Origin of the sequence: Sulfurimonas sp. HSL1-2, from assembly GCF_039645565.1 — a bacterium.
Lineage (GTDB): Bacteria > Campylobacterota > Campylobacteria > Campylobacterales > Sulfurimonadaceae > Thiomicrolovo > Thiomicrolovo zhangzhouensis.
In genome coordinates this window covers 2,091,355-2,104,712 of record NZ_CP147914.1, presented here as the reverse complement: position 1 = coordinate 2,104,712, position 13,358 = coordinate 2,091,355, and the positions used below count along the sequence as shown (strand labels likewise).

Annotated in this window: 7 protein-coding genes, 2 tRNA genes and 3 rRNA genes; 9 read left to right on the top strand and 3 right to left on the bottom strand. The window is 52.7% G+C overall.

The window, feature by feature from the left end; all coding sequences use genetic code 11:
- The first annotated feature begins 35 nt into the window (after positions 1-35).
- From WCX18_RS10785 to rrf, 6 genes are all read left to right on the top strand, one after another.
- The gene (locus WCX18_RS10785) at positions 36-662 is read left to right on the top strand and encodes a type II secretion system protein (protein ID WP_345987669.1); all 627 of its coding nucleotides are present in this window, start codon (positions 36-38) and stop codon (positions 660-662) included.
- 331 nt (positions 663-993) lie between these two features.
- Positions 994-2,495, top strand: a 16S ribosomal RNA gene (locus WCX18_RS10780).
- Positions 2,496-2,622: 127 nt separating this feature from the next.
- Positions 2,623-2,699 (top strand) — tRNA-Ile (locus WCX18_RS10775).
- Positions 2,700-2,711: 12 nt separating this feature from the next.
- A tRNA-Ala gene (locus WCX18_RS10770) sits at positions 2,712-2,787 on the top strand.
- Between the two features lie 189 nt (positions 2,788-2,976).
- A 23S ribosomal RNA gene (locus WCX18_RS10765) occupies positions 2,977-5,842 on the top strand.
- Between the two features lie 165 nt (positions 5,843-6,007).
- Positions 6,008-6,123, top strand: a 5S ribosomal RNA gene (gene rrf / locus WCX18_RS10760).
- Together the 16S, 23S and 5S rRNA genes with 2 tRNA genes alongside form the textbook arrangement of a ribosomal RNA operon.
- A 123-nt stretch (positions 6,124-6,246) precedes the next feature.
- Here the strand turns inward: rrf and WCX18_RS10755 are convergent.
- The 3 genes from WCX18_RS10755 to bioD are packed head-to-tail and all read right to left on the bottom strand — an operon-like array spanning position 6,247 to position 8,712.
- On the bottom strand, positions 6,247-7,179 hold the full coding sequence (locus tag WCX18_RS10755; protein WP_345987668.1) for an aminodeoxychorismate synthase component I: 933 nt from the start codon (positions 7,177-7,179) through the stop codon (positions 6,247-6,249).
- Positions 7,166-8,047 carry an aspartate carbamoyltransferase catalytic subunit gene (locus WCX18_RS10750; RefSeq protein WP_345987666.1) on the bottom strand — a complete coding sequence of 294 codons (882 nt, stop codon included), beginning with the start codon at positions 8,045-8,047 and terminating at the stop codon, positions 7,166-7,168. Before WCX18_RS10750 ends, WCX18_RS10755 begins: the two co-directional genes overlap by 14 nt.
- Positions 8,048-8,070: 23 nt before the next feature.
- A complete protein-coding gene (bioD, locus tag WCX18_RS10745; protein WP_345987664.1) occupies positions 8,071-8,712 on the bottom strand; it encodes a dethiobiotin synthase in 642 nt (213 codons plus the stop codon).
- A 55-nt stretch (positions 8,713-8,767) separates the two neighbouring features.
- Between bioD and WCX18_RS10740 the strand changes: the two genes are divergently transcribed.
- The 3 genes from WCX18_RS10740 to WCX18_RS10730 all read left to right on the top strand — a co-directional run bounded on the left by WCX18_RS10740 (position 8,768) and on the right by WCX18_RS10730 (position 13,358).
- Entirely contained in the window at positions 8,768-10,003 is a 1,236-nt protein-coding gene (locus tag WCX18_RS10740) for an aminotransferase class I/II-fold pyridoxal phosphate-dependent enzyme (RefSeq protein WP_345987662.1), read from the top strand.
- Positions 10,004-10,126: 123 nt separating this feature from the next.
- A complete protein-coding gene (locus tag WCX18_RS10735; RefSeq protein ID WP_345987661.1) occupies positions 10,127-11,806 on the top strand; it encodes an SUMF1/EgtB/PvdO family nonheme iron enzyme in 1,680 nt (559 codons plus the stop codon).
- 187 nt (positions 11,807-11,993) lie between these two features.
- Positions 11,994-13,358: an FAD/NAD(P)-binding oxidoreductase gene (locus tag WCX18_RS10730; RefSeq protein ID WP_345987659.1), complete on the top strand. Its 1,365-nt coding sequence runs from the start codon at positions 11,994-11,996 to the stop codon at positions 13,356-13,358.

The window sequence follows — 13,358 nt, the reverse complement described above, 5'->3', positions numbered from 1 at the left end:
AATGACCTATCCTCCAAAGAAAGATAGGAACCTCGATGAAAAAATCAGCTTTTACGATGATCGAACTGGTCTTTGTTATTGTTGTTGCCGGCATACTGGCAGCGGTGTTTATTCCAAGATTTGAACGTGATAATATCGCTGAAGCCGCTTATCAGGTTGCCAGACATATCAGATTGACGCAACACCATGCAATGGTTGAAGACCGCTTTAATGATGCACCTGCCGGTGTTGACTGGAAAGAAACAAACTGGCGAATCACCTTTGTGAGTGGCACAAGCGGCGAGTGTTACCAGGTACATGCAGACCGAAACGGCAATGGGGGGACGCCGGGATCAGATGAGTGGGCAGTTGATCCAATGACAAAAAAAGGTCTGTTCGGCGGATCATCATGTAATGGGACGAATGATGATGTATTGCTATGGAAGAGCTTCGGCATCAGTTCAGTGACGGTGTGCGGCGTGGCGACATCATCCGGCGGTATCAAGAATCTGGCTTTTGACCATCTGGGCAGAGCCGGCCAGATCAGCGGCAATACGATGAACTTGCTGGCAAATGATTGTACCGTCCATCTGACCACAAGCGATGGGCATACTGCGGATGTGCTTGTGACCAAAGAAACGGGCTTTGTCAAAGTAGCAAATATTGACGGAACAGCACTGTAAAAGCGTGTATTTTGGGAATTTCCAAAAAATTTGAAAATTTGCGCAAAAACCTCTTGACATTGCTTTTGAAATCCCCTATAATTCCCGTCCACAAACGATGAGAGGCATCGAAAAGAGGCCTATCTAGCGGGACTTCGGGTTGAAGATCGCGAAAGTTTGAGATCATTGAAAACTAAGCAAGTGGGATGGACAGACAAGGTCTGGAAGTCTTACTTAGATAAGACACAATAACCGTCTATTACTTGGGAAACTAAGTATAGACACTATACAGCCAATGATTTTATATCTTGGGCTGGATCAGTAATCGCTTCATTTATGAAGTGTCTTTTCAATTATGGAGAGTTTGATCCTGGCTCAGAGTGAACGCTGGCGGCGTGCTTAACACATGCAAGTCGAACGGTAACAGGAAGTAGCTTGCTACTTTGCTGACGAGTGGCGCACGGGTGAGTAATGTATAGGTTACGTGCCCCATAGTCTGGGATAGCCACTGGAAACGGTGATTAATACCGGATACTCCTGTTCGCAGGGAAAGTTTTTCGCTATGGGATCGGCCTATATTGTATCAGCTAGTTGGTGAGGTAAGAGCTCACCAAGGCGATGACACATAGCGGGTTTGAGAGGATGATCCGCCACACTGGTACTGAGACACGGACCAGACTCCTACGGGAGGCAGCAGTGAGGAATATTGCACAATGGGGGAAACCCTGATGCAGCAACGCCGCGTGGAGGATGACGCATTTCGGTGTGTAAACTCCTTTTATTAGGGAAGAAAATGACGGTACCTAATGAATAAGCTCCGGCTAACTCCGTGCCAGCAGCCGCGGTAATACGGAGGGAGCAAGCGTTACTCGGAATCACTGGGCGTAAAGGACGCGTAGGCGGGTTTTTAAGTCAGGTGTGAAATCCAATGGCTCAACCATTGAACTGCACTTGAAACTGGGAACCTAGAGTATGGAAGGGGCAGATGGAATTAGTGGTGTAGGGGTAAAATCCGTAGATATCACTAGGAATACCGAAAGCGAAGGCGATCTGCTGGGACATAACTGACGCTGAGGCGTGAAAGCGTGGGGAGCAAACAGGATTAGATACCCTGGTAGTCCACGCCCTAAACGATGAATGCTAGTCGTCGGGGTACTCGTTACTTCGGTGATGCACTTAACAGATTAAGCATTCCGCCTGGGGAGTACGGTCGCAAGATTAAAACTCAAAGGAATAGACGGGACCCGCACAAGTGGTGGAGCATGTGGTTTAATTCGAAGATACACGAAGAACCTTACCTGGCCTTGACATTGATAGAATTCTGTAGAGATACGGAAGTGCCAGTTTACTGGAGCTTGAAAACAGGTGCTGCACGGCTGTCGTCAGCTCGTGTCGTGAGATGTTGGGTTAAGTCCCGCAACGAGCGCAACCCTCGTCCTTAGTTGCCAGCAGTTCGGCTGGGCACTCTAAGGAGACTGCCTTCGCAAGGAGGAGGAAGGTGAGGACGACGTCAAGTCATCATGGCCCTTACGGCCAGGGCTACACACGTGCTACAATGGGGCGTACAGAGAGTTGCGATACCGCGAGGTGGAGCCAATCTCATAAAGCGTCTCTCAGTTCGGATTGTACTCTGCAACTCGAGTGCATGAAGCTGGAATCACTAGTAATCGTAGATCAGCTAAGCTACGGTGAATACGTTCCCGGGTCTTGTACTCACCGCCCGTCACACCATGGGAGTTGATTTCACCCGAAATCGGGAAGCTAAAGTAGCTACCGCTTACGGTGGAATCAGCGACTGGGGTGAAGTCGTAACAAGGTAACCGTAGGAGAACCTGCGGTTGGATCACCTCCTTTCTAGAGTAACCGGGCACCATTCGTTTGGTGGCCCGAAGAGAAAATCTCACATTTCAGATTGTGTCTGTCCGCTTGCTTGCTTAGTTTTCAGTGATCTGTGTTCTATTGAATTAGAAATGCCGAGAAGGGGCCTATAGCTCAGCTGGTTAGAGTGCACCCCTGATAAGGGTGAGGTCGGAGGTTCAAGTCCTCCTAGGCCCACCAGGATCACTATGTGGGGAATTAGCTCAGCTGGGAGAGCGCCTGCTTTGCACGCAGGAGGTCAGCGGTTCGATCCCGCTATTCTCCACCACGAAGCCTAATACGAGTACTTTTAGAAGTACTGATATTAGACTTCTTAGTGTATAAGAGTCTAAAACGTTCATTGAATTATCATTGTTAAAGTCAACAAATATTTATGAAGATTACTTCGTAAGTATTGCAACTACAATTAAATATTACAGTCTTATTCATATTGAGTAAGGCAGTAAGCGCTAATTAGAATAAAGATATTAAGAGCTATAGGTGGATGCCTAGGCTGGTAGAGGCGATGAAGGACGTACTAGGCTGCGATAAGCCTCGGGGAGCTGCCAAGAAGCTTTGATCCGGGGATTTCCGAATGGGGCAACCCGGCACGGCGAGAGTCGTGTCACCCTGCGGGGAGCGAACCAAGGGAAGTGAAACATCTCAGTACCTTGAGGAAAAGAAATCAACCGAGATTCCCAGAGTAGCGGCGAGCGAAATGGGACTAGCCCTAAAGCGTGTAGTGTGTTAGCAGAATCCTTTGGAAAGAGGAGCCATAGAAGGTGATAGCCCTGTAAGCGAAAACTATCTGCATGTTATTCGAGTAGGTCGGGACACGTGTTATCTTGACTGAACATGGGGGGACCACCCTCCAAGGCTAAATACTACTACCAGACCGATAGCGAACCAGTACCGTGAGGGAAAGGTGAAAAGAACCGTGGTGAACGGAGTGAAATAGAACCTGAAACCTATAGCTTACAATCATTCGGAGCCCCATTCTTTATGAGGGGTGACGGACTGCCTTTTGCATAATGAGCCTGCGAGTTGTGGTATCTGGCAAGGTTAAGCGAACGCGAAGCCGTAGCGAAAGCGAGTCTTAATAGGGCGATTAGTCAGATGCTGCAGACCCGAAACTGAGTGATCTATCCATGAGCAGGTTGAAGCCGGTGTAAGAGCCGGTGGAGGACCGAACCGATGGGCGTTGAAAAGCCCCCGGATGACTTGTGGATAGGGGTGAAAGGCCAATCAAACTCAGTGATAGCTGGTTCTCTCCGAAATATATTTAGGTATAGCCTCGAGCATTAGCATACAGGGGTAGAGCACTGACAGGGCTAGGGCTGCTCACCGCGGTACCAAACCCTATCAAACTCCGAATACTGTATGTGTAACCTCGGGAGTCAGGCGGTGGGTGATAAAATCAATCGTCGAGAGGGGAACAACCCAGACTAGCAGCTAAGGTCCCTAAGTTACATCTAAGTGGAAAAGGATGTGGAGTTGCTGAAACAACCAGGAGGTTGGCTTAGAAGCAGCCATCCTTTAAAGAAAGCGTAACAGCTCACTGGTCTAGCGATTCTGCGCCGAAAATATAACGGGGCTAAGATGTACACCGAAGCTCTAGACTTAGTTTTACTAAGTGGTAGGAGAGCGTTCCATTCAGCGTTGAAGGTATACCGGCAAGGAGTGCTGGAGCGGATGGAAGTGAGCATGCAGGCATGAGTAGCGATAAAAGCAGTGAGAATCTGCTTCGCCGTAAACCCAAGGTTTCCTACGCGATGCTCGTCATCGTAGGGTTAGTCGGGACCTAAGTCGAGTCCGAAAGGGGTAGACGATGGCAAATCGGTTAATATTCCGATACCGACTGTAGAGCGTGATGGAAGGACGCATAGGGCTAAACGAGGTCACTGATGGAATAGTGGCTCGAAGGATGTAGGTTGTAAGGCAGGCAAATCCGCCTTACATGAGACCGAGATCTGACAGGCTGTCGACGCTCTTCGGAGCAGAAACAGAATCGTTGATGCCGTCGTGCCGAGAAAAGTTTCTAAGCATATCTACAGTCGCCCGTACCGTAAACCGACACAGGTGGGTGAGATGAGTATTCTAAGGCGCGTGGAAGAACCCTGGTTAAGGAACTCTGCAAACTAGCACCGTAACTTCGGAATAAGGTGTGCCCGTTGTACGTGAAACCCCTGCGGGTGGAGCGGAAGCGGGTCGCAGCAAAGAGTCCCTCCCGACTGTTTACCAAAAACACAGCACTCTGCCAACACGTAAGTGGATGTATAGGGTGTGACGCCTGCCCGGTGCTCGAATGTTAAAAGGATCCGTTAGCTTTGCGAAGCGGTGAATTGAAGCACGAGTAAACGGCGGCCGTAACTATAACGGTCCTAAGGTAGCGAAATTCCTTGTCGGTTAAATACCGACCTGCATGAATGGCGTAACGAGATGGGAGCTGTCTCAACCAGGGATCCAGTGAAATTGTAGTGGAGGTGAAAATTCCTCCTACCCGCGGAAAGACGGAAAGACCCCGTGCACCTTTACTATAGCTTGACACTGCTATTGGGATATTCATGTGCAGGATAGGTGGGAGCCGTTGATTTAGTGACGCCAGTTGCTAATGAGGCACCCTTGAGATACCACCCTTGAATATTCTGATAGCTAACTGCGCAGAGTTATCCTCTGTCAGGACAATGTCTGGTGGGTAGTTTGACTGGGGCGGTCGCCTCCTAAAAAGTAACGGAGGCTTACAAAGGTTGGCTCAGATGGGTTGGAAATCCATCGTAGAGTATAATGGCATAAGCCAGCCTGACTGTGAGACATACACGTCGAGCAGAGTCGAAAGACGGTCATAGTGATCCGGTGGTTCTGTGTGGAAGGGCCATCGCTCAAAGGATAAAAGGTACGCCGGGGATAACAGGCTGATCTCCCCCAAGAGCTCACATCGACGGGGAGGTTTGGCACCTCGATGTCGGCTCATCGCATCCTGGGGCTGGAGCAGGTCCCAAGGGTATGGCTGTTCGCCATTTAAAGCGGTACGCGAGCTGGGTTCAGAACGTCGTGAGACAGTTCGGTCCCTATCTTCCGTGGGCGTAGGAGAGTTGAGGAGAGCTGACCCTAGTACGAGAGGACCGGGTTGGACGAACCACTGGTGCACCGGTTGTCCTGCCAAGGGCACCGCCGGGTAGCTACGTTCGGATGTGATAACCGCTGAAAGCATCTAAGCGGGAAGCCAACTCCAAGATGAACTCTCCCTGAAGGACGCATGAAGACTACATGCTTGATAGGCTGGGTGTGTACGCAGAGCAATCTGTTTAGCTGACCAGTACTAATAGTCCGTTCGTCTTTTTTCCCTAAAATTAGTGTCTTACTGCCTTACTCAGTATGAGCTGTAATAGCCGTAGTTGCAACCGTTGACTTTAACAATCATATTTTATGCTAACACTTGGCATAAAACATACATAATACCGACACGCAGTCGGATCCAAGAGCTCACCGGAGCTTTTCGATCCGATTGTCCAGGTGGCTATAGAGAGAGGGAAACGCCCGGCCCCATTCCGAACCCGGAAGCTAAGCCTCTCATCGCTGATAATACTGACCCTTGCAGGGTTGGGAACGTAGGTCGCCGCCTGGTTCTCGGATTTACCCCTCTACTTATTAAAACAATCCTGACATTCTTACTTACAAACAAAAACAATATATCAACCAAATGACCTTATTACTGCCTCTACTCCAGATCTCTGTTTCAATTGACATTTTAAGGGATATAGATCTTGTCGATCAGCTCTTCATACTCTTTTTGCGCATCACTGTCGATTGTTATTCCGCCGCCACTCTTGTATACAAGCCCATTCGGCGTCTGTTCGATATAGCGGATCGATACGGCACTATAAAGATTTTTGCCGTCAAAATAGCCGAATACCCCTGTAAAATAGCCGCGTTCGTACCCTTCCACCTCTTTGATGATCTCTACGGTGCGTTTTTTTGGTGTGCCGCTGATACTCCCTGCCGGCAGAAGAGCCCGCAGGATCTCTTCGAACCGGATCGGCCATGTGCTCTCCAACTGTCCGGATATCTTGGAGCTGACCTGCAGTAGCTCTTTAGATCCGGCTTTTATCCTGTCGATGTATCGGAATTTTTCGACACGTATATTGGTTGCCACGATGCCGAGATCGTTTCGAAGGAGGTCGACGACCATCAGGTGTTCCGCCATCTCCTTTTCATCGCCAAGGATCGTCTCTTCAGCCTCAGGAAGAGAAGCGTCGATCGTACCCTTCATAGGGTAGGTATAGATTTTGTCATCGATGATTTCAATGAATTTTTCCGGGGAAAAGCAGACGAACTTGTCCTTATAACGGAGCTTGAAGGGTGCATTGGCCTTCTGGTAGATTGTATGCAGGGTTTCAGAGCATTTTATAGGCGTAGGCTGGGTCAGATTGAGCAGATAGGTCTCTCCGCGACGAATATACTCCTGCACGCTGTCCAGTTTTGCTTTGTAGATCTCATAATCAACAGGCTTTTTATCCAGTGCAGAACAATGTGGCATGCCTGAGGCATGAAAGGAGAATTCGATGTCTTCATCCGAAAGAGTATCCAGTGGATAGCAGGTGAGATCTTTCCCTTCGAAATCGGAAAGAAAAAAGAAGGGAACGGCGTCTGCGCAGAGGGAATTGAGACTAGCGGTTGCCATCAAGAATCAGTTTTTTGAGCACAGCCATACGCACGGAGACGCCGTTGGAGACCTGTTCAAGGACTTTGCAACGGGGATCGGCCAGGAGGTCGTCATCAATATCGATATTACGGTGGACCGGCCCCGGATGCAGGATGATAATGTCGCGGTCACCGACAAGTTCTTTGGTGATGCAGAAGTCGCTTGCATAATCCTGTAGGGATGCGTAGCTGGGTTGGGAGTGGCGCTCCGTCTGGGTGCGCAGGCTCATGATGACGTCGACATCGTCCATCACGTCGTGCAGATGGTAGGTGGACGGCAGTTCGGTCTGCGGCATGAATTGCGGGGGACTGACCAGGGTGACTTTCATGCCGAAGCGCTGCAGAAGCTCGATGTTGGAGTTCGCGACCCGCGAGTTTTTGATATCGCCGACGATGGCGATGCGTTTGCCGTCGACGTCCCCGAAATGCTTGCGCAGGGTATAGAGGTCGAGCAGGGCCTGTGTGGGGTGGGCATGGGCCCCGTCACCGGCATTGATGATGGCGGCACGGGTGTGATTGGAGAGGATCTTTGGGACCCCGGCATTGGCATGACGGACGATGATGGCATCTGGGCCCATCGCATCAAGGTTCATGGCCGTATCGACGAGGGTCTCCCCTTTTTTCGTAGAGCTTTTGCCGACATCGAGGTGGACGACTTCGGCCCCAAGCCGCTTGGCCGCGATCTCAAAGGAGCTGCGGGTACGTGTCGAGTTTTCAAAAAAAAGGGTGATGATGATGCGGTCCTGCAGAATGCGGTGAAATCCGCCCTGGGCGTAGAGATCCGCATCGTTGTAGAGGGAAAGAATCTCTTCTGTGCTGAAGTCGTCGGTACGGATGAGATGCTGCATGGACCCTCTTTATTTTTGGAGAATTATAGCAAAAGCGCGTCGCAAAGTCGCTCAATATCGTCTTCGAGAGTGTGCCATCCGGGCACGGCGGTATCGAACCAGGGGCGGGAGGTCTCATCGAAGCCCACATCGTCCTGCCGGCAGTTCAACACCCATTCGGCTGCGATACCGCGCTGCTTGAGCGCTTCGAGACTGAGACGCAGGTCGTTGATACCGCCGAGACGGCAGTGGGCAACGAGAAGCGCCTTGGCATTGTAGCGGGGGATCAGGTCGATCATATCCGTCTCGGCGTCAACGGGCACGAGCAGTCCGCCGGCCCCTTCGATCAGGCAGACATCGCAGATCGCGTCCATCGCTTCGACGGCACGGTCGATGGCGTCCCAGTCGATGGATGCGTCCCCTTTCGCGACATAGGGTGCGGCCGGCAGGGCAAACTGCACGGGAACGATATCGTCGATGTCGAGCGCCCACGCCTGGGGGTTGAGCTGTTTGAGGTCCTGCAGCAGTAACGCGCCGTCTTCGGGAATATTCTGAACACCGGTCTCAATAGGCTTGATCACGCCGACGCGCACTCCCCGTGCGCTCAGTGCATGCATCAGCTTTCGGGTCGTATAAGTTTTGCCTATCTCCGTGTTGGTCGCCGTGATAAAAATGTGTTGCGCCACCTAAACCTCTTTCAGCTATAATGTGCCCAATTCTACAATCAACAGGTTTAAAGCAATGAATCGTTTTGAAGCGTTTACGACACAGTTCGTGCAGGGAACGGGAGCGAAAGAGGGCGCGATCTCGCCCGTGATCGCCAACTCGGCGGCCTTTGCATATGGGGATCCGGAGACGGCAGAGGGGATCTTCGACGGCAGCGTCAAAAAACCGCTGTACGCCCGGGTGGGCAACCCGACATCCGGCAAGCTTGAGGGGCTCCTGGCACAGATGGAGGGGGGTGTCGGTGCCATCGCGACGAGCTCGGGGATGGGCGCAACGGCCCTGGCCGTAATGTCGCTGCTGGAGAGCGGGGACGAGATCATCAGTATCGGCGGACTTTTCGGGGGGACATACTCCTTTTTTGAGGAGACCCTGCAGCGTTTTGGTATCCGTACCGCCTTTTTTGACGTTGATGCCCTCGAAGAGGTGGAGTCCGTCATCAATGCGAAGACCAAGCTGATTTTCCTCGAGAGTGTCGGCAATCCGAACATGCGGCTGCCGGACCTGCAGGCAGTTGCGGCCATCGCCGACGCCCACGGGATCGCCCTGATGGTCGATAACACCGTGACGCCGCTGAGCATCCAGCCGCTCAAACTCGGTGCGGATATCGTTGTCTATTCGACGACGAAACTGATCGCTGGCAACGCTTCGGCTCTCGGCGGCGCCGCCGTCTTCCGTGCGATCGGCGAAGGCAAAGACAAATTCAAAACGTCACGCTACGCGTCGATCCACAAGTTCATCGACAAAATGGGGGCGATGGCCCTTGTCGCGGTTGGCAAAAAACGGGCGATGCGCGATTTCGGCATGAGCCCGTCGGCGTTCAACAGCTACCTGACGCTGCTGGGCCTCGAAACGCTTCCGCTGCGTCTGAACCGGATCGTCGAAAGCGTCGAAACGGTGGCGCATGCGCTCAAAGAGGCCGGCTTGAACGTCAACCACCCGGCGCTGAGGGATCATCCGCACCATGACCGGTATACGACACAGTTTGTAAACGGGACGGGGCCGCTGCTGACAATCGATATGGGCAGCGCGGAGGCCGCCTATGCCTTTCTGCGCAAAACGAAACTGGTGACGATCACGGCCAACATCGGCGACAGCCGGACCCTGGCGCTGCATATGGCGTCGACGATCTACAGCGATTTCGGCGACAATGAACGGGCATTTCTCGGTATTACACCGGGGTTGATCCGCGTATCGATCGGGCTGGAAAACCCTGATGATCTTATCCGGGATTTTATTGCCGCGGCAGAGTAACGGCCTGGAAAGTGCGGGGTGGGTATCACAAATGCCGTTAGTGGGCATGCGTTGTTAAATTTAATTAGGTTGTAAGCTTAAGGAAATGATAATATAGGCCACTCGATACTCCCTTCAAGGCTTATGATGCGTATTTTTTTCCTCTTTTTGTTCCTGGGTGCCTCTTTACTCTTTTCCGCCACCGTAGAGCAGATGAAGAGTGAGAAGCGTTATGCTTTGGTGATCGCAAACGGACTCGTCACCGAAACGGGTGACGACAAGGCGGTGGCATCGGCCCAGGCGCTGGCGTCGTTTCTGAAATCCAAGGGTTTCAAGACGGTCACGGCTTTCAACCTCGACCGCGGGGAGCTCATTAAGACCTTCCGCAGCTTTGACAAAGAGCTCACTCCGAATGCCGTCATTACGCTTGTCTACAGCGGGCGGATGGTCGTCCATGATGCGCAGGCATGGATCCTGCCGGCGCGGATGAAGCTGGAGGGGCTGCCGCAGCTGCGTCTATCGGCGGTCAGTTTCGACTTTCTGCTGCAGAAACTGCAGCGCCACACCCCCCGTGTCAGTATCGGACTCATCGACGCCTTTGCCTATGGCGGCAAACCCAATACGACGGACGGCGAACTGATCCTTGACGCGATCAAGGATGTCAAAGAGGCCGATTCCCTGGTACGCTGGAACGGCAAAGCGGCAAGCTCACCGCTCTTCGGTCACGTGGCGGGGGACGTCGGGAACGGGCATGACGATATGGACAGCCTGGCCGACAAACTCTCCAAAGCGGGCGTCCACTCCCGGATCGCCGCCGCAGACTTCTATTTCAACGTCCCTGCCAAGCTGTTGACGCCTGCGGACAAAGCGTGGCAGCGTGCGGAGACCAAAAACAGTGTCGTCGGGTACGAAGCCTTCCTGATCGCCTACCCCGATTCTGCATACACCCAGACGGCAACAGGCCGGATCAATACGCTCAAGGTCAAGGAGAAGAGCGCTGCTGCAGATTCCGCCCAGAACAAGGAGCTTGAGAAGGTGGAAGCCGAGCTCAAAGTGCAGCAGGCGGAGCTGGCGCGCCTCAAAGCAGAGCAGCAGGCGCTTTCAAATGGAACCGAGACAGCTGAAGCGGCACCGCTCTATTATGAGCCGACAGAGATGGTGGCCATACCGGAGGGGATCTACCTGATGGGTTCGGACCGTTTCGACAACAGTAAGCCCGTCCATATGGTCACGGTCCAGGCCGGCCTGAAAATGAGTACCTATGAAGTCAGCAATCTGGAGTACAGCGCCTTTTTGAAAGCAACGGGGACGAAGTACCGCAAGAAAAAACTGCTTAAAAACGAGAGCGCCGCTGTGGCTTACGTCAGTTGGGAAGAAGCGATGGCCTACGCCGCCTGGCTCAGCCAGGTCTCCGGCAAATCGTATCGCCTGCCGACGGAGGCGGAGTGGGAATACGCTGCCCGTGCCGGAAGCGATACCCTCTATGCGTGGGGAGACAGTGCCGCCAATGCCGCACAGTATGCCTGGATGGCGACGAACGCACACGGCTTCGTGCACTCGCGCGGCTTGCTGCAGCCCAACGCCTTCGGCCTCTTCGATATGGCTGGGAACGTGGCGGAGTGGTGTCTGGACGGGGCAACCCCCGATTACAAAAGCGCCCCGTCCAAAGCAGCGAAAACGGGTTCGGACAATGATGCCATGAAAATCATCCGCGGCGGTTCCATCAAAAGCCGGGATGAGGGCCTTTCGCCCTCCTACCGCGATTCCAATATTCCTACCTACCGCAGTGAAATGGTCGGCTTCAGGCTCATTCTCGAGTCCTAAAACCGCCACGCAACGCTCTCAAAAAACATGAATAATCAAAAATAATATATATAAACAAAATATAATACTAAAAATGTAATATATTACTTTCAATAATAGTTTATCTGTTTTTTAAGGTTGAAGAAGTGACAATGGGGCGTTACCGGAAACGGTTAAGAATGCCATCACACTTTGTAAGGAGAGAAGCATGGGATTGTCACGAAGAGAGTTGCTCAAACTGTCCGGAGTCGCTGCTGTAGCGATGGGGGCTGCGGGGTGTTCGCAAATGGGGTTGTCGCCGGAAGAGGGTGCGGCCGAAAACGAGGGAAGCGTCGGGATCGGTACGGAAGCCCCGCTGCCCAAAAGCGATGCGCCGAGGGTGGTCGTTGTCGGCGGCGGCTGGTCCGGCCTGACGGTGGCCAAATACGTCAAAAAGTATGCGCCGAATGCGGATGTGGTCCTGGTCGAACAGCGCAGCGAGTTCATGTCCTGCCCGGTCAGCAATCTCTGGCTGGTAGATGCCGTCGAACTGGACTTTTTGATGCATGACTACCTGCAGGCCGCACGGGAAAACCGCTACACCTATTTTAACGCGACGGTCGTCGGGGTCGACAAGGCCAAGCGGGTCGTGATGACGAGCGACGGCGATCTTTCCTATGATTACCTTGTGCTGGCACCGGGGGTCGATTACGACTATTCCGGATGGACGAAAGATACGCTGCTGGAACGCCGGCTGCGGACGGAGTACCCGGCCGGTTTCAAGCCGGGCTCGGAACACCTCTCCCTGCGGAGCAAGGTACTCGATTTCGAAGCGGGCAATTTCATTCTGACGGTGCCCGGCGGCAACTACCGCTGTCTTCCTGCTCCCTATGAGCGTGCCTGTCTGATTGCCGATTATTTCAAAAAAGAGGGGATCGAGGGCAAGGTCGTCCTGATCGATGAGAACGAAGATGTCACGATCAAGGCCGAGGGGTTCCACTCCGCCTTTGAAAAGCTTTACAAGGATTACATCGAGTATATCCCCGGTACGAAGATCACGGCGTTCGATCTGGACAAAAAAGAGATCACGACCGAATACGACGATGTCATCCCTTTCGCGGATGCGGCGTTCTATCCGCACGTGCGCGGAGGCAAGATCCTGGAAGTCGCCGGGGTTGCGAAGGACAGTATCTTCAACAAAATGGAGGCAGATATCAACGTGCTGACCTACGAAGTTAACGGCCATCCGGAGATCTACTGCGCCGGTGATGTCCGGCCGATGGGCTTCAGCAAATCCGGCAACACGGCCAATACGGAAGGGGTCTATATCGCCAAGCGCATCGCCGCCAAAATCAACGGCGGGGGCGAAACACCTTGGGAATCCCCGTTGACGATCTGCTACTCGGCGGTTTCCAGCGACCCGGTCCTGGCCATTTCGATCAATGCCGCCTACGCCTACGATGCCAAGGCCAAGCGTTTCGCCTTTGCCAATGTCTATGCCAATGAGACGTGGGACGGCCGCGTCGGCATCAATAACGGTCGGGGCCTTATGGAATGGGCCAAGGGTATGTACCGCGACATGTTCAACGCATAG